General features: G+C 66.4%; 17 protein-coding genes. 3 read left to right on the plus strand and 14 right to left on the minus strand.

Features of this window, described 5'->3' with window-relative positions; all coding sequences use genetic code 11:
• Positions 1–52: 52 nt before the first annotated feature.
• The 9 genes from AC6CHL_RS12180 to AC6CHL_RS12220 form a co-directional block, all read right to left on the minus strand.
• Positions 53–394: a lipid-A-disaccharide synthase N-terminal domain-containing protein gene (locus AC6CHL_RS12180; protein WP_038685475.1), complete on the minus strand. Its 342-nt coding sequence runs from the start codon at positions 392–394 to the stop codon at positions 53–55.
• Positions 394–1,116: a glycosyltransferase family 2 protein gene (locus tag AC6CHL_RS12185; protein ID WP_038685472.1), complete on the minus strand. Its 723-nt coding sequence runs from the start codon at positions 1,114–1,116 to the stop codon at positions 394–396. Before AC6CHL_RS12185 ends, AC6CHL_RS12180 begins: the two co-directional genes overlap by 1 nt.
• A gap of 87 nt (positions 1,117–1,203) precedes the next feature.
• Positions 1,204–2,169, minus strand: a complete 966-nt coding sequence (locus AC6CHL_RS12190) for an NAD-dependent epimerase/dehydratase family protein (RefSeq protein ID WP_498294543.1) — start codon at positions 2,167–2,169, stop codon at positions 1,204–1,206.
• Between the two features lie 50 nt (positions 2,170–2,219).
• Entirely contained in the window at positions 2,220–2,945 is a 726-nt protein-coding gene (locus AC6CHL_RS12195) for a suppressor of fused domain protein (protein ID WP_498294545.1), read from the minus strand.
• A 41-nt stretch (positions 2,946–2,986) separates the two neighbouring features.
• The gene (locus AC6CHL_RS12200; protein WP_137190815.1) at positions 2,987–3,295 is read right to left on the minus strand and encodes a helix-hairpin-helix domain-containing protein; all 309 of its coding nucleotides are present in this window, start codon (positions 3,293–3,295) and stop codon (positions 2,987–2,989) included.
• A gap of 35 nt (positions 3,296–3,330) precedes the next feature.
• Positions 3,331–4,254 carry a ParB/RepB/Spo0J family partition protein gene (locus AC6CHL_RS12205; RefSeq protein WP_038685464.1) on the minus strand — a complete coding sequence of 308 codons (924 nt, stop codon included), beginning with the start codon at positions 4,252–4,254 and terminating at the stop codon, positions 3,331–3,333.
• Positions 4,254–5,051, minus strand: coding sequence for a ParA family protein (locus AC6CHL_RS12210; protein ID WP_038685462.1), 798 nt, complete (start codon positions 5,049–5,051; stop codon positions 4,254–4,256). Before AC6CHL_RS12210 ends, AC6CHL_RS12205 begins: the two co-directional genes overlap by 1 nt.
• Before the next feature lie 211 nt (positions 5,052–5,262).
• Positions 5,263–5,901 carry a 16S rRNA (guanine(527)-N(7))-methyltransferase RsmG gene (gene rsmG, locus AC6CHL_RS12215; RefSeq protein ID WP_038685460.1) on the minus strand — a complete coding sequence of 213 codons (639 nt, stop codon included), beginning with the start codon at positions 5,899–5,901 and terminating at the stop codon, positions 5,263–5,265.
• Between the two features lie 83 nt (positions 5,902–5,984).
• On the minus strand, positions 5,985–6,584 hold the full coding sequence (locus AC6CHL_RS12220; protein ID WP_498294547.1) for a 4'-phosphopantetheinyl transferase family protein: 600 nt from the start codon (positions 6,582–6,584) through the stop codon (positions 5,985–5,987).
• A 90-nt stretch (positions 6,585–6,674) separates the two neighbouring features.
• Between AC6CHL_RS12220 and AC6CHL_RS12225 the strand changes: the two genes are divergently transcribed.
• Positions 6,675–6,926 carry a GlsB/YeaQ/YmgE family stress response membrane protein gene (locus AC6CHL_RS12225; protein ID WP_038685456.1) on the plus strand — a complete coding sequence of 84 codons (252 nt, stop codon included), beginning with the start codon at positions 6,675–6,677 and terminating at the stop codon, positions 6,924–6,926.
• A 116-nt stretch (positions 6,927–7,042) separates the two neighbouring features.
• Here AC6CHL_RS12225 and xth read toward each other — a convergent pair whose 3' ends face one another.
• The gene (gene xth, locus AC6CHL_RS12230; RefSeq protein WP_448134756.1) at positions 7,043–7,810 is read right to left on the minus strand and encodes an exodeoxyribonuclease III; all 768 of its coding nucleotides are present in this window, start codon (positions 7,808–7,810) and stop codon (positions 7,043–7,045) included.
• Between the two features lie 182 nt (positions 7,811–7,992).
• Between xth and AC6CHL_RS12235 the strand changes: the two genes are divergently transcribed.
• Positions 7,993–8,319 carry a hypothetical protein gene (locus AC6CHL_RS12235; protein ID WP_498294549.1) on the plus strand — a complete coding sequence of 109 codons (327 nt, stop codon included), beginning with the start codon at positions 7,993–7,995 and terminating at the stop codon, positions 8,317–8,319.
• 36 nt (positions 8,320–8,355) lie between these two features.
• Here the strand turns inward: AC6CHL_RS12235 and AC6CHL_RS12240 are convergent, their stop codons facing one another.
• Both AC6CHL_RS12240 and AC6CHL_RS12245 read right to left on the minus strand, forming a co-directional pair.
• Positions 8,356–9,765 carry a coniferyl aldehyde dehydrogenase gene (locus tag AC6CHL_RS12240; RefSeq protein WP_498294551.1) on the minus strand — a complete coding sequence of 470 codons (1,410 nt, stop codon included), beginning with the start codon at positions 9,763–9,765 and terminating at the stop codon, positions 8,356–8,358.
• A gap of 83 nt (positions 9,766–9,848) precedes the next feature.
• Positions 9,849–10,766 (minus strand): hypothetical protein, encoded by a 918-nt coding sequence (locus AC6CHL_RS12245; protein WP_137190818.1) that lies wholly within the window; start codon positions 10,764–10,766, stop codon positions 9,849–9,851.
• On the opposite strand from AC6CHL_RS12245, the gene AC6CHL_RS12250 reads away from it, so the two are divergent.
• On the plus strand, positions 10,765–11,409 hold the full coding sequence (locus tag AC6CHL_RS12250) for a hypothetical protein (protein ID WP_498294553.1): 645 nt from the start codon (positions 10,765–10,767) through the stop codon (positions 11,407–11,409). The genes AC6CHL_RS12245 and AC6CHL_RS12250 overlap by 2 nt on opposite strands.
• 260 nt (positions 11,410–11,669) lie before the next feature.
• On the opposite strand, the gene AC6CHL_RS12255 is transcribed toward AC6CHL_RS12250, so the two are convergent.
• Positions 11,670–13,319: an MFS transporter gene (locus AC6CHL_RS12255; protein ID WP_038685446.1), complete on the minus strand. Its 1,650-nt coding sequence runs from the start codon at positions 13,317–13,319 to the stop codon at positions 11,670–11,672.
• A gap of 103 nt (positions 13,320–13,422) precedes the next feature.
• Positions 13,423–14,850, minus strand: a complete 1,428-nt coding sequence (locus AC6CHL_RS12260) for a DcaP family trimeric outer membrane transporter (RefSeq protein ID WP_498294555.1) — start codon at positions 14,848–14,850, stop codon at positions 13,423–13,425.
• Positions 14,851–14,984 lie beyond the last annotated feature (134 nt).

The raw sequence follows: 14,984 nt of genomic DNA on the forward strand, positions 1-14,984 counted from the left end.
CGCGGATACGGACGGACCGGTAGCCACCGACCGTTGGTCGGTGGGCCCATCCTCAATGTGGTGCCTTGTCCCGCTTCCACCCACGGTGGGCGATATCCAGCTTCAGGCTGTACAGCGCGGTGAACGCCGGGAACAGGTTCTGCAGTACACCCACCGAGTCCTGCTTGGCCGAGAACAGGAAGTAGCTCAGCGTCATCAGGCTGCCGACCACGCTCATGTACCAGAACAGCCGCGGGATCACCGGCTTGCCCGCACGCCGGGAGGCCACGAACTGGACCAGCCAGCGGCCGCCGAACATCAGCGCGCCGGTGTAGCCGATCAGCTTCCAGCCGGTCACGTGCAGGCCGGTCCAGTACAGCCAGGTCAACGGTTGGTCGAGCCAGTGCAGCTCCATCAGCGTTCTTCCACGGCGGTGCGCTTGCTGCGCGTGATCAGCCAGGCCACCCCGCGCAGGTCGCGGATGCCGACCAGCGCGCGGCCCAGGTTGGTGTACTTGGACACCCCGGCGGTGCGGTGACGGTGGTTGACCGGCACGCTGAGGGTTTTCCAGCCGGCGCGCTGCATCAGCGCCGGCAGGTAGCGGTGCATGTGGTCGAAGTACGGCAGGTCCAGGAACGCCTCGCGCTCGAACAGCTTGATGCCGCAGCCGGTGTCGGGGGTGTCGTCGCGCAGCATGCGCGCGCGGATGGCATTGGCCCACTTGCTGGCCCAGCGCTTGCTGCCCGAGTCCTGGCGGTGCACCCGCCAGCCGGCGAACAGCTTCACCTGCGGCGCAGCCGCGGCGCGCGCGGCCAGCAGCTTGGGAATATCGGCCGGGTCGTTCTGGCCATCGCCGTCCAGCGTGGCGATCCAGGGCGCGCGCGCCTGCTTGACGCCGGTGCGCACCGCCGTGCTCTGCCCGCTCTGGCTGACATGGTGCAGCACCCGTAGCTCCGGGTGGACGGCCTTGAGCCCCTGCAGCACCGCCAGGGTGTCATCGCGCGAATGGTCGTCGACGTAGACGATCTCGAACACCACCTGCCCACGCAGCGCGGCGGTGATCTCCTCGATCAGGGGGGTCACGTTGTCGCGTTCATTGAAGACGGGAACAACAACCGACAGCTGGGGTTGGCTCATGGTCGGGCTCTGCGGAGGGCCAGGATCGAAAACGAGCGCGCATTTTCCGCACCCGAGGTTATCCGAAGATGAATCCGCAGATGTGTGTCAGGCGTGATTACCGAAATAATCGCGGCACCAGGCCACCACCGGGGGCAGGCCCTGCTCGATCGGCGTGGTCGGCTCATAGCCGAATGCGTCACGGGCGCGCGTGGTATCGGCCATGGTGCGCACCATGTCGCCGGGCTGCATCGGCTTGTACACCTTGTGCGCCGGGCGTCCGGCCGCCGCTTCGATGACCCCGATGAAGTGCTCGAGTTCGATCGGCGTGTGGTTGCCCAGGTTGAAGACACGGTGCGGAACATCCTCGCTGGACGGATGCGCCAGCGCGCCGAGGATACCGGCCACGATGTCGGAAACATGTGTGAAGTCGCGCTGCATTTTTCCGTCGTTGAACACGTCGATCGGGCGCCCGGCCAGCACCGCGCGCGAGAACAGCAGCGGTGCCATGTCCGGCCGGCCCCAGGGGCCGTACACGGTAAAGAAGCGCAGGCCGGTGGCGCGCAGGCTGTACAGCTGCGCGTAGGTGTAGGCCATCAGCTCGTTGGCGGCCTTGGTGGCCGCGTACAGCGAGCGCGGCTTGTCGATGCGCTGGTCTTCGGAGAACGGCGGGGTGGCCGAATCGCCGTACACCGAACTGCTGGACGCATACACCAGGTGCGCCACGCCACGGTGGCGGCACAGCTCGAGCATGTTGACGAAGCCGACCAGGTTGCTGTCCACGTAGGCGTGCGGGTTCTCGATCGAGTAACGCACGCCCGCCTGCGCGGCCAGGTGGATCACCCGGGTCGGGGCGACCTCGTCGAACAGCGCGGCCAGGCCGTCGCGGTCGGTCAGGTCGAGCACGCGGATATCGGCGTCCGGGCACAGTGCGGCCACACGGTCGCGCTTGATCTGCGGATCGTAGTAATCGTTGTAGTTGTCCAGCCCGACCACCGTTTCACCGGCATCGAGCAGCGCGCGGACCGTGTTGGCCCCAATGAAGCCGGCAGCGCCGGTGACGAGAATGGTCATCGCAGTAGTCCTGGAAATACGGGGAACAGCATAGCGGTGCGGTATGTCACTCAGAACAGGCCGAAGCGTTTCCTGGCGACGTTGACCCGGCCCGGCTCGATGATGTCGCTGACGCCCTTGGCATCGAAACGGTCGAGCAGCGCGTCACTGCCCTTCTTCAGCTTCAGCGCCATTTCTTCCGGGTACAGCGGCACCAGGGACATGAACACGATGGTCTTTTCATCGTCGACCACCAGCTGGCCAAAGTCTTCCGGGGCATTGACCGGAGGCAGCACGATCACGCCGTCGAAGCCGACGCCCGGCGCATAGGGGGTGGGCGGATCGAAGTTGGGAATGGTGTGGCCGAAGCCCAGCCAGGTGTCGAACTTGTGCGGCAGCCGCGCCATCATCTTGAGCAGGCGGATCGGCCAGTAGTGGCGCTCGTCCTCAAGGTCGGCCTGCTGCAGCGGCCAGTCGGCCGGCAGGGTCACCATCAGCTCCATGTACCGCGGCGCGTCGACGTCGTCGGACAGGGTCATCGGCAGGTCACTCATGCCCGATGTGACCAGCCGCAGATGCGGGAACGCCTCGGTGGCCGGCACCACGTGCACGTCGATGTGCACCGCGTCGGACACGATCTCGTGGAACACGCTCGAGACCGGGCCAAGGTGCCGTTCGATATGGGCGCTGATCTGCTCGATGCACGCCTCACCCGCCGCCGGTGCGAAGTCGCGGGGCCGGGTGTGGGTCAACAGGGGACTGCCGCCCGGGCTGACATCGTCGTAGGTATCGCTCATCCATCCCTCCTTGTGGGCCGCCACCGGCTGCCGGGACTGCGTCACCACAACGTGAGCGGCGCATCCTTGGCCAGCGTGGCCTTGCGTTCCTTGCTGAAATCCCACCACGGGCGGGGTGCCTCGCCCTGCAGGAAGCGCACGATCGACAGGAACACATCGATCACGCACGGGTCATGCATCACCCCGGTGCGCATGCAGAGCTGCGCATACATGTCGTAGGCATCTCGGCCGCGCAGGTGCGCGGGCACACGGATACCGATCAGACGCAGATCTTTCTCACAGGCCGGCCCGACATTCGGCAGGTCGGTCAGACGCAACAGATGGTTGCGGTCGACCTTGGCAGGGTTCATTGCGGGGGGATGATCCTCTTGCGCCGGCGGGGGACTCAGCCCTTCTGTGCGCGCAGTCGTTCGAGCACGCCATCCAGCGTGTCCAGGTCGGTGTAATGGATGATCAGCTTGCCCTTGCCGCCACGCCCGTGGTTGATCGCCACGCGGGCGCCCAGCGATTCGGACAGTTCGGTTTCCAGCGAGGCGATGTCGGCCTGCGGCGCGCTGGCCGCCGGCTTCTTGCGCAGCGAACCGGGCACCTTGCCGGCCGCGAACTGCTGCGCACGGTGTTCCACTTCGCGCACCGACCAGCCCTGGTCGGCCGCTTCCTGGGCCAGCTTGCTGGCCAGTTCCGGGGCGAGGGTGAGCAGCGCACGCGCATGGCCCATTTCCAGCCGGCGGGTTTCCAGCAGCAGGCGGATCGCGATCGGCAGCTCAAGCAGGCGCAGCAGATTGGACACCGCCGCGCGCGAACGGCCCACCGCCTGGGCCGCCTCGGCGTGGGTGAGCGCGAACTCGCTGATCAGGCGCTGCAGCGCTTCGGCTTCTTCCAGCGGGTTGAGGTCTTCGCGCTGGATGTTCTCGATCAGCGCCATCGCGATGACGGTGCGGTCTTCCAGCTCGCGCACCACCACCGGCACTTCGTCCAGGCCGGCCAGCTGCGAGGCGCGCCAGCGACGTTCGCCGGCGACGATTTCGAAACTGTCCGGGCCGAGCTGGCGGACCAGGATCGGCTGGATCACGCCCTGCGCCTTGATGGATTCGGCCAGCTCGGCGAGCTTGGTTTCGTCCATGTCGCGGCGCGGCTGGTACTTGCCCGGCTGCAGCTGGCCTACCGGCAGCTTGCGCAGCACTTCACCCGGCATGGGCTCGATCACCGCGGCCGCCTGTACCTGGGTCACCGCACCCTTGGGCCCCAGCAGCGCATCGAGGCCGCGGCCGAGGCCGCGTTTCTTGCCGAGGGCGGGCTTGGTGCTCATCAGGCGGTCTCCAGGGCTTTATCGGCCGTGTTGCGTTGTTGGTGGCGGCGGATGATCTCGCCGGCCAGGCCGAGGTAGGCAACGCCGCCCCGCGAGGCGCGGTCGTAACCGACGATGCTCTGCCCGTGGCTGGGTGCTTCGGCCAGGCGCACGTTGCGCGGCACGATGGTGCGGAACACGCGGTCGCCGAAGTGTTCGGTGAGCTCGGCCGACACCGCGTTGGCCAGGTTGTTGCGCACGTCGAACATGGTGCGCAGCACGCCCTCGATCTCCAGGCTGGGATTGAGGTTGGCGCGCAGCGCTTCGATGGTTTCCACCAGCGCGCTCAGCCCTTCCAGCGCGTAGTACTCGCACTGCATCGGCACGATCACCGAATCGGCGGCGGCCAGGGCGTTCAGGGTCAGCAGCGACAGCGCCGGCGGGCAGTCGATCAGGATGAAGTCGTACTCGTCACGGACCGGAGCCAGGGCGCGCTTGAGGCGCTGCTCGCGCTCGCCCTGGTCCATCAGCTGGATCTCGGCGGCGGTCAGGTCGATGTTGCCCGGGAGCAGGTCGAACCCTTCCGGGGTGGTGACCCGGACTTCGGCAGCGGTGGCTTCGCCCAGCAGCAGGTCGCAGGTGGACGCGGCGACTTCACGCTTGTCCACGCCGCTGCCCATGGTCGCATTGCCTTGGGAATCCAGGTCGACCAGGAGCACGCGCTTGGGTGCAGCAGCCAGGGAGGCGGCCAGATTGACGGCGGTCGTGGTCTTGCCGACGCCACCTTTCTGGTTGGCGATGGCGATGATGCGGGCCATGCGTGTGAGCCTCATCGGCAGGGAGTGGGACTGGTCATTATGCGTATATGGGGCGTGTCATGCACTGTGAGATGCGCGCCGACAGGCGCCCGCGACCTCGATGGGGCGCCTGGCATGCGCCCGGTGGACACCGCAGCGGCAGCTGTGGCGGGCGTTGCCGCCGATATGAGGGCACGCGCGCAGCCGCAGGCCGGCGCGCGCCGGGGACCGGTCAGGGACCGGCCACCACCACCAGATGGCGCTCACCGGTCAGGCCGGGCACGTGCAGCGGCAGCACCTGTTCAACCGTCCAGCCGGCCGGCAGCTGGGCAATTTCGTCATGCGGGTGCACGCCTTTCATGGCCAGCAGACGGCCGCCCGGGCGCAGCAGATGACCGCCGACGGCGATGATGCCGGCCAGGGTGTCCATGGCGCGGGCGGTCAGGTGGTCGTAGGCGCCGGGTTCGGCAAGCGCTTCGGCCCGCGATTCGGCCACGCGGGCATTGGTCAGGCCCAGCTGGCGCACGGCTTCGCGCATGAAGCGCGCCTTCTTGCCGTTGCTTTCGACCAGGGTCACCTGCAGCTGCGGGCGGGCGATGGCCAGCGGGATGCCGGGCAGGCCGGGGCCGGTGCCCAGGTCGGCCAGGGTGCCGGCCTCCAGGTAGGGCTGCATGGCCAGCGAGTCGAGCAGGTGGCGGGTGACCATCTCCAGCGGGTCGCGGATGGCGGTGAGGTTGTAGGTGCGGTTCCAGCGGTCGAGCAGGGTCAGGTAGGTCAGCAGCGGCGGCGCCAGCGCGGCGTCCAGCTGCATGGCGGCCAGGCCGCGCTCAAGCGCATCGGCCACGCCAGCGGGGAGAGTGTGTTCTTTCATGCCGCCATTATCGCACCCCGGTAGAGCCGACCGTTGGCCGGCTGCTCGGCCCGTAACCCCACCCGTCGGCCGGGCTGCCCCTCTCACATCACATGCCACGCCAGCGCCGCGCGGAAATCCGCCGCCGCCTGCCATTCGTGCAGGTGCCAGCGCGCCGCGTTGCCCAGCTCCGGGTCGCACCAGGCCAGCTGCAGGCGGCCTTCGGCGTCCGGGGCCAGCTGCAGGCGGTGCAGACCAAAGGAAATGCCCTGCCCCTGCGCCTTGAGGATGGCTTCCTTGGCGCACCAGACCCGGAAGAACCACGGATTGCGGGTGGCCTCATCCAGCCCCAGCAGCCAGGCAACCTCGGCCGGGTGGAAGAAGCGCTCGATGATTTCCACCATGCGCGGGCGCGGGCGCAGCGGCTCCAGGTCCACGCCCAGCCGGACGCGTTCGGCCATCGCTACCAGCAGCAGGCCATGGCTGTGGCTCCAGCCGGTGCCGATGTGCGCCAGCGGGCCGTGCAGTTCGGGGCGGCCGCGGGCGTCGCGCTGCAGCGGCAGGGTGTCCGGCGTGCCGCCCAGCTGATCGGCCAGCAGCACCCGCGCCTGCGGCTCGCCCCGGGTGCCGTTGACGTGCGGCAGGCACCAGACCGTGACCGGGCCGAACTGCCACGGACCGCCGGGGGTGGCCGGCAGGGTCATGCCCACACCCGGTGAGGACGGCTGCACGGTGATTTCACGGGGGCTGCCGTCAACTGGCCCGGTCGTTCACGCAAACCGGGAGTCAACGCTATGGGCATCATCATCTGGCTGATCGTCGGCGGCATCGTGGGCTGGCTTGCCAGCATCATCATGAAGCGCGACGCGCAACAAGGCATCATCCTCAACATCGTGGTTGGCATCATCGGCGCCTTGCTGGCCGGTTGGCTGTTCGGCGGTGGCATCAACGAAGCGATCACGATCCGTACGTTCCTGTTCTCGTTGATCGGCGCGGTGATCCTGCTGGCGATCGTGAATCTGTTTACGCGTCGAAGCGTCCGGTAACGCCCGACCGTTGGTCGGTACGCGGCGGCTGGAACGCCGATTGTGCAACAAGGCCCGGCACTGCCGGGCCTTGTTGTATGGGGTGCCTCACCTTGCAGGCCAGCCGGCGGCTGGCATTACCCCAGGTGCACCCACGCCGGGGCGTGGTCGCTGGGGCGGTCCCAGGTGCGCGGCTCGCGGTCGATGCCCGAGGCGATCGCGCGCGCCTTGAGTGCGTCCGAAACCAGGGTCAGGTCGATGCGCAGGCCCAGATTGCGGCGGAAACCGGCCGCGCGGTAGTCCCACCAGCTGAACACGCCTTCTTCCTCGCTGTGCAGGCGGAAGGCATCGTGCAGGCCCAGCTTCAGCAGCTTGTTGAGGGCGCCGCGCTCGGCGGTGGAGGTCAGGATGTGGTTCTCGTTCCAGACCAGCGGGTCGTTCACATCCCGCGCGTCCGGGGCGATGTTGAAATCGCCCATCACCACCAGCTCGGGGTAGCGGGCCAGCTCGGACTCGACCCAGGCGTGCACTGCTTCCAGCCAGCGCAGCTTATAGGCGTACTTGTCGGTGCCCACGTCTTGGCCGTTGACCACGTACAGGTTGATGATGCGCACGCCATTGACGGTACCGGCGATGGCGCGCTTCTGCTCATCCTCGAACCCGGGAATGCCGATCTGCACGTCCTGCGCCGGTTCGCGCGACAGCAGCGCGACGCCGTTGTAGGTCTTCTGCCCGGCAAACACGCTGCGGTAGCCCAGCCCGGCCAGCACCGCGTCGGGGAACTTGTGGTCCTCCATCTTGGTTTCCTGGATACCGACCACGTCCGGCGCGAACGCCGTGAGCCATTGTTCCAGGTGCGGCAGGCGCACGTTGAGCGAATTGACGTTCCAGGAGGCGATTTTCATGCGCGCCATTCTACCGGGTAGCCACCGACCGGTGGTCGGTGGGCGCAGGCAATGCCGGCCGCTGCTCGGTGGGCGCGGTAGTGCCGGCCACTGGCCGGCAACCCCGTGCAACCCGGGCATCGCGGACAGCTGCATCGCCGTTGCGCACGCTACGCTGTGGCCCCTGATCGCACGGAAACCCCATGGACGCAGACGCCTTCGTAGCCAAGTGGTACGCCGAGAAAGAACAGCTGCTGGCCGCCGCCTGGGCCCCGGGCACGGAATCGGCAGCACGGATCGCCGCGATGGCGCTGTCACCCACGCAGGCACAGCAGTTGCGGGAGGTGCTCGATGTGTTCGCCACCGATGCCATGTACACCCTGCTGCTCGGGCTGGACGGCAGCGCCGCGCTGGGCGGCGACCAGCGTCACTACACCGTGCTGGACGAAGACGGTTCGGTGATCGCCGAAGAAGGCGATCTGGAGGCGGCCGCCTACGCGTGGTTCCACGACGGCCGCTCCTCGCGCTGACCCCATGCGCTACGCGGCCGTGCTATCGGCTGCGGGTCAGCGCACCAGCGCCTTGAGCATCCCGGCGATCTTCGAATACGGCGGTTTGAGCAGGTCGCTGGCGGCCCAGCGCGACTGCCACAGGATCGGCAGCTGCTTGCTGAGCCCGTCGAAGCCGGCGCGGCCGTGGTAGGCGCCCATACCGCTGGGGCCGACGCCGCCGAACGGCAGGTCGTTGATGGCGAAGTGCAGCAGGGTGTCGTTGACGGTGATACCGCCGGCCACCACCTGCCCGAGCACGCGTTCAACCGTGTCACGCTGCTGGCTGAAGACGTACAGCGCCAGCGGCCGGTCGCGGCCCTGCACCTCGGCCAGGGCGGCGTCCAGGCTGGGATACGCGCAGACCGGCAGGATCGGGCCGAAGATTTCCTCCTGCATCAGGTCCAGGTCGGCCGGCGGGTCGAGCACGATGGTCGGCACGATCAGGCGTTCGCGTGCGGCACGTTCGGGATCCACCGTGGCCAGCTCGATTACCGGCACGCCGCGCGCACGCGCCTGGTCCAGGTAGCCGCGCAGGCGCTGGTACTGGCCCTCGTGGATGATGCGGGTGTAGTCGGTGGCATCGCTGAAATCACCGTAGCGCGCGCGCACCTGGGTCTGCAGCTGCTGCACCAGTTCGCGCTGGCGCGCGCCATCGATGAGCACGTAGTCCGGGGCGATGCAGGTCTGGCCGGCGTTGAACCACTTGCCGGTGGCCAGGCGCGCGGCCGCCTTCTCCAGCGGGTAATCGCTGCACACGATGGCCGGCGATTTGCCGCCCAGTTCCAGGGTCAGCGGGGTGAGGTGTTCGGCGGCGGCGGCCATCACCTTGCGGCCAATGGCGGTGGAGCCGGTGAACACCAGGTGGTCCAGCGGCGAGCCGGCCAGGGCACTGGCCAGCGCACCGTCGCCCTGCACCACCGCCACGCGGTCGGCCGGGAACACCTCGGCCAGCAGTGCCTGCAGGAACGCGCTGGTGCGCGGCGTATGTTCGGAGGGCTTGAGAATGACGTGGTTGCCCGCGGCAATCGCGGTGGCCAGCGGAATCAGGGCCAGGTTGACCGGGTAATTCCACGGCGAGATCACCGCGACCACGCCCAGCGGCACCGCGCGGGTCTGCGCGCGCGCCGGCCAGAACCGCCAGCCCACGCCGACCCGGCGCGGCCGTGCCCAGCGGCGCAGGTGCTTGAGCAGGTGGTCGATTTCGCCGAGCACGGTCATGCCGTCGGCGATCATGGATTCGTGGGTGGAGCGGTGGCCGAAGTCGGCGGAGATGGCCTGCGCCATGTCGTCCATCCTCTCTTTCAGCGCCGCGCGCAGGCGGCGCAGATCTTCCTCGCGCTGGTCCAGCGACGGGCGCCGGGTCTGCCAGGCACTACGCAGGGTCTGCAGGACGGTCGGGAGTTCGGCTGCGGTGGTGGTGGTCATGGGCCGATTGTAGAGGTGAGCCACGCGCGATTCCCATGCCAGCCTTCACGTGCTTGGCGAGCGGATCAAAGGGCCGCGTAGCCTTACTCAGCCTCAAACTCCAGCCGCCAATCACGCAGGATCTCGACCTCCCTCGCGATCAGGCGTTCCTCTTCCCACGGAACATCCGGCGATACTTCGTCCGCCGCCGGCATCCTCCGCAATGGAGTCGCTGTGTTGCCTGCGAAGAAGTGGGGCGTGAAGCAGTACGGCGCATCTTCATTCTGGCTGGGCGCCTTCACCAACGTTGCAAATACCGCATTCAACGGCGTCTTCGGCTTGGCGCCTGAGCACCAGGGATGCGAGGTGAAGGTATCCGGAACCTGTGCGCCAATCCGCTTGAACTCGGCGACGCTGGACACCTTGCCCAGAGAAAAACGGCGTACCTGCGCCTCCTCGTCCTCCAATCCCGTCTCAACCAGCCAGCCCCAATTGTCATGCGCCGTGCCGCCGTAATCGCAGGTCACCAAGGTTGCGTTTGGTGCTGCATTGTTCCAGGACAGCCAGACCTTCTTCGTTCCGCACGCCACCTTGATCACGGATGATCTTTCCTCGATCTGCACATTGCCCTGGCGCGTCGAGCTGATGACTGCTTTCACAACCCGGCGGTCGCGTGCCAACCCGTCCGGATCACGCGACCTCGACGTCCACTCCACGGGCAGATCGCGTCGTGACTCCAGGGGGTTCAGTCCCACCCCGAAGTAGTAGTCACCGCGAAAATAGTATGCGGAACAGGTAGCCTGCCAGCCGGAGCCACAATTGACCTCTGGATAGTCCGGATAAGCTGGCCACGGGCGCAGGTATTCTGCGTCCAGCGGCACCCACCCTGCGTCAAGAAGCATCCTGCGTACCTGTGTGTACTCCATGCCTTCTCGCACGCCAGTCACCTTATCGGCTGCTGCGGGCGGTGCCGGTGATGCCATCGCCACGACGGACGCTGCAGCAAAAAGTAAGCCGTACATGAGCCATTCCGATTCGATGGTTCCGTCATGCTACTTGGCGCGTGGATGCGCAACCTGGATTGAGCCGCGCACGTCGTGGATTGTCGGATGCAACCTGAAAATCTGCTCAGGCACCTGGCCAATCGCGCCAGGACGGGCGCAGATTCGTACTTCTTTCATGGCGGTGCAGCGTCACGTCCATCAAGGTGTGCGTCCGTTTTCCATGGACATCGAGATGGTTCGGAAAATTCCTGCATTCCTGGCTGGCTTCCTGGCCTTTTCTGCCAATGCTGAAACCGCTCAACGCTCCACAAGCTCCGCAGCGGTATTCAAGGCAGACAGCGCCAACGTTCAAGGCTCTCTGGTTCGCTATCTGGAGATGTTCGACTCCTCTTGTCTCATCGTCCAGATCATCAGCCGGGGAAATTGGGAGGTCGTTCGTGAGAAGAGGATCTGCTCGGTTGGCAAATCACGTCTCGATGACTTCGCGGGTGTGGATTTTGGCAGTTTAGTGCACGTGCATTTCCAGAGCATTGCGTTCAAGCCAGATCATCTGCAGCTAAAGATCAGCTTCACGCCCAATCGCCCCTTCATGTCGGTCGAGCGCGTACGCACCTGTACGATCTCAATCCGAAACGAGTCTATCGGAAATTTGATGTGCTGAGATCGCTGAATCGCGGGCAAGCCTGATTTCCATCACCGACGCGGGATGGTGAGACTCAAGGCGGCCCTGCTTGTAGCCAACTCAGCCGTCTGCTACGGCATGGATAATCGAACATCCTGTCGTGCCAGGCATCCTGGACATGACGCATGAGGCAGTCGACTGACAGTCGACTCTACCCCCGCTCGCTCTACCCGGCGAACGGGAACGAAAAGGGCCGCGATCTGCATCGCGGCCCCTTGGTCATGCCGTGTGGCGCACCGTTACTTGGTGATGTCCACCCCGCGGGTTTCCTTCAGGAACAGGCCACCGACCACGACCGTCATCAACGCGATGATGATCGGGTACCACAGGCCGTAGTAGAGGTTGCCGGTACCGGCCACCAGCGCGAAGGAAATCGCCGGCAGGAAGCCACCGAACCAGCCGTTGCCGATGTGGTACGGCAGCGACATCGAGGTGTAGCGGATGCGGGTCGGGAACAACTCGACCAGATAGGCGGCGATCGGGCCGTAGACCATGGTCACGTACAGCACTAGCAGCCACAGCATGAAGATCGTGCCGGGAATGTTGACGCGAGCGTTGTCGGCCTTGGCCGGGTAGCCGGCGGTGGTCAGGGCGGTCTTCAGCTCGGCACCGAACGCATCGGCCTTGGCCTTGCCCTCTTCCTTGGTCAGGCCGGCGGCCTCGTAGGAGGTGACGCTCGCGCTGCCGACATTGATGATCGCCAGCGAACCGGCGCCGGCCGGCTTCACTTCGTACGGCACGCCTGCCTTGGTCAGCGCGGCGGTGGCCACGTCGCAGGAGCTGGTGAACTTGCGCATGCCAACCGGATCGAACTGGAACGAGCAGGTGTTCGGATCGGCCACTACCAGCGCCGGCGAATTGGTGCGGGCTTCTTCGATGGCCGGGTTGGCGAAGTGGGTCAGGCCCTTGAAGATCGGGATGTAGGTGATGGCGGCCAGCAGGCAGCCGGCCAGGATGATCTTCTTGCGGCCGATACGATCGGACAGCCAGCCGAAGAAGATGAAGAACGGCACGCCCAGAGCCAGCGCGGCGGCGATCAGCAGGTAGGAGGTGGTGGCATCGACCTTGAGCATGCTGCTCAGGAAGAACAGCGCGTAGAACTGGCCGCCGTACCACACCACGGCCTGGCCGGCCGCGGCACCGAGCAGCACCAGCAGCATCAGCTTGAGGTTGCCGCCCTTGAGGCTGTCACGGAACGGGGTCTTGGAGCCCTTGCCTTCGGCCTTCATCTGCTGGAACAGCGGCGACTCGCTCAGCTGCAGGCGGATCCACACCGACACGCCCAGCAGCACGATGGACACCAGGAACGGAATGCGCCAGCCCCAGGCTTCGAAGGCTTCGTTGCCCAGGAAGTAGCGGCAGGCCAGGATGATCAGCAGCGACATGAACAGGCCCAGCGTCGCGGTGCACTGGATGAAGCTGGTGTACAGGCCACGCTTGTCAGCCGGTGCATGCTCGGCCACGTAGGTGGCCGCGCCACCGTACTCGCCGCCCATCGCCAGGCCCTGGGCCAGGCGCAGGATGATCAGGATCACCGGCGCGGCAAAGCCGATCGACGCATAGTTGGGCAGCACGCCGACCAGGAAGGTCGAGATGCCCATGATCAGGATCGTGACCAGGAAGGTGTACTTGCGGCCGATACGGTCGCCCAGGCTGCCGAAGAAGGCCGCGCCGAACGGACGCACGAAGAAGCCGGCGGCGAAGGCCAGCAGGGCGAAGATCATGCCCGTGGTTTCGTTGACGCCACTGAAGAACTGCTTGGCGATGATCGCCGCGAGCGAGCCGTACAGGAAGAAGTCGTACCACTCGAAGACCGTCCCCAGGCTGGACGCGAAGATGACCTTCTTGTGTCCCTGGGTAAGCGTGGCAGGTGCGGGTGTTGTTGACATGGGAAGCATCCCCTCGGTAGTGCCGACCGTTGATCGGCAATCGCAGTGTTGGTCGGGTGGTTTCTAGTTGTGTAGGTGCCGACCGTTGGTCGGCACACATTTTTTAGAAGCTGTACTTCGTGGTGAACTGCAGGCGGTTGATGTCACCCTTGCGCCCGTCCTCGATCTCGCGCACGCCGTACATGTACTCGGCACCGATATCGACCTTGGGCATCGGCGTGTAGAAGATGTTGCCGCGGATGCTCTGCACGCTCTTGGTGACCAGCGGGCCCAGGCTGCCGTCGTTGTCGTAGTCGCTGCGGGCGTAGATCAGGTTGGTGCGCAGCTTCGGGGTGAACGCATGGCGCCAGCCCACGTAGCCGGCCAGCACGCCGGTCGGGTTGAGCTCGTCGCGGGCGATGTCATAGGCGGTATCGGCGGTGACGCCCAGGCCTACGTAACGGGCAATGCCTTCGCCGCCACTGATCTGGTAATGCAGCGTGTCGCTGCCGCCCATCACCCATTTGCCGCCCAGGGTCAGGCCGCCGCCGATCTTGTCGGCCTTGGCGCCGGTGGCCTGGTTGTCGATCTGCAGCTGGCGCACCACGCCGCCCACGCCGAAGGTGCCCCAATCGCCTTTCCAGCCGTAACGCAGGGTCAGGTCGGGCAGCGCGCCGCGGTCGGAGTTGCCGGCCACATTCGTCCACGCCCCGGTGATCGGGTTGCGGGTGCCGGTCAGCGTGGTGGTTTCCGGGTTTTCCAGCGCGACGCTGAAGCCGCCCTGGGTGTAGCGGATCTGCGCCTGGCGCACGAACAGCACGCCGTCGGTCGGCCCGACGAAGTCGGCTGCTTCGGGCAGCGAGGCGGCGTCCATGAAGTTGGACCAGGTCTGGCCGGCCAGCCAGTTGTTCCAGTACATGTACGCGTGGCGCAGGGTCACGCCGTAGGTATTGGTGGCGGTCTGGTTGCCCAGCGAGTTACCGAAGAAATCCATCTCGAAGAACGCGCCGGCCTTGTTGCCGCCTTCGCTGATGTTGTCGATGCCCAGGTTGAAGCGCGAGAACTTGGCGTGGGCGTTGTAGTCCACGTCCGAGCGCTTGCCGCTGCCGCCGGCACCGGCCACCGGGGTCTGGCCCGGCAGGTACAGCGCGCGGCCGGTGGCGTCGTCGGCCAGCTGGCCATCACCGGTCTGGGTGGCCATGAAGTCGGCCTTGATGAAGCCACCGATCTTGACCGTGGTACCCGGCGCGGCGCCCGGCGTGATGGTGGTGACCTGGATCGGCTGCTTGCCGGCCGGCACCTGCGCAGCCAACGGCTGCTGGGCCTGCACGGTCTTCACCGCGGTGACGTCGGTCTGGGCCTGGCTGATCTGGGTCTGTTGCTGCTGGCTGGTATTGACCAGCATCTGCACCTGGCGCTCCAGCTCGGCGATGCGTGCTTCCAGCGCCTTCTCTTTGGCGGTATCGGCGAATGCGACGCCTGGTGCGATCAATGCAACGAACAGGGCGGCCGCCAACGGCCGGCGTGTCGTCTTCAATAAACGGTGGCTCATGTTGCCCTCTCTCCCGGGTGGCAATGCGAACGCCGCGCTGGGCACGGTCGAGCCGACAGTGGGGCCGCCGCGCCCGCAACGGCTATTGGCCATTAGTCGTACGCGCCCGCCGGGCGAGCACGACCCGGGCGCCA

The organism is Stenotrophomonas sp. GQ19 (assembly GCF_059758695.1).

What these genes read in the sequence shown, in the direction of transcription:
- AC6CHL_RS12180 (WP_038685475.1), bottom strand. Translation starts at nt 394, where the DNA reads ATGGAGCTGCACTGGCTCGACCAACCGTTGACCTGGCTGTACTGGACC.
- AC6CHL_RS12220 (WP_498294547.1), bottom strand. Translation starts at nt 6,584, where the DNA reads ATGACCCTGCCGGCCACCCCCGGCGGTCCGTGGCAGTTCGGCCCGGTC.
- AC6CHL_RS12250 (WP_498294553.1), top strand. Translation starts at nt 10,765, where the DNA reads ATGAGCCATTCCGATTCGATGGTTCCGTCATGCTACTTGGCGCGTGGA.
- AC6CHL_RS12260 (WP_498294555.1), bottom strand. Translation starts at nt 14,850, where the DNA reads ATGAGCCACCGTTTATTGAAGACGACACGCCGGCCGTTGGCGGCCGCC.
- rsmG (WP_038685460.1), bottom strand. Translation starts at nt 5,901, where the DNA reads ATGAAAGAACACACTCTCCCCGCTGGCGTGGCCGATGCGCTTGAGCGC.
- AC6CHL_RS12185 (WP_038685472.1), bottom strand. Translation starts at nt 1,116, where the DNA reads ATGAGCCAACCCCAGCTGTCGGTTGTTGTTCCCGTCTTCAATGAACGC.
- AC6CHL_RS12210 (WP_038685462.1), bottom strand. Translation starts at nt 5,051, where the DNA reads ATGGCCCGCATCATCGCCATCGCCAACCAGAAAGGTGGCGTCGGCAAG.
- AC6CHL_RS12255 (WP_038685446.1), bottom strand. Translation starts at nt 13,319, where the DNA reads ATGTCAACAACACCCGCACCTGCCACGCTTACCCAGGGACACAAGAAG.
- AC6CHL_RS12235 (WP_498294549.1), top strand. Translation starts at nt 7,993, where the DNA reads ATGGACGCAGACGCCTTCGTAGCCAAGTGGTACGCCGAGAAAGAACAG.
- AC6CHL_RS12200 (WP_137190815.1), bottom strand. Translation starts at nt 3,295, where the DNA reads ATGAACCCTGCCAAGGTCGACCGCAACCATCTGTTGCGTCTGACCGAC.
- xth (WP_448134756.1), bottom strand. Translation starts at nt 7,810, where the DNA reads ATGAAAATCGCCTCCTGGAACGTCAATTCGCTCAACGTGCGCCTGCCG.
- AC6CHL_RS12225 (WP_038685456.1), top strand. Translation starts at nt 6,675, where the DNA reads ATGGGCATCATCATCTGGCTGATCGTCGGCGGCATCGTGGGCTGGCTT.
- AC6CHL_RS12205 (WP_038685464.1), bottom strand. Translation starts at nt 4,254, where the DNA reads ATGAGCACCAAGCCCGCCCTCGGCAAGAAACGCGGCCTCGGCCGCGGC.
- AC6CHL_RS12245 (WP_137190818.1), bottom strand. Translation starts at nt 10,766, where the DNA reads ATGTACGGCTTACTTTTTGCTGCAGCGTCCGTCGTGGCGATGGCATCA.
- AC6CHL_RS12190 (WP_498294543.1), bottom strand. Translation starts at nt 2,169, where the DNA reads ATGACCATTCTCGTCACCGGCGCTGCCGGCTTCATTGGGGCCAACACG.
- AC6CHL_RS12240 (WP_498294551.1), bottom strand. Translation starts at nt 9,765, where the DNA reads ATGACCACCACCACCGCAGCCGAACTCCCGACCGTCCTGCAGACCCTG.
- AC6CHL_RS12195 (WP_498294545.1), bottom strand. Translation starts at nt 2,945, where the DNA reads ATGAGCGATACCTACGACGATGTCAGCCCGGGCGGCAGTCCCCTGTTG.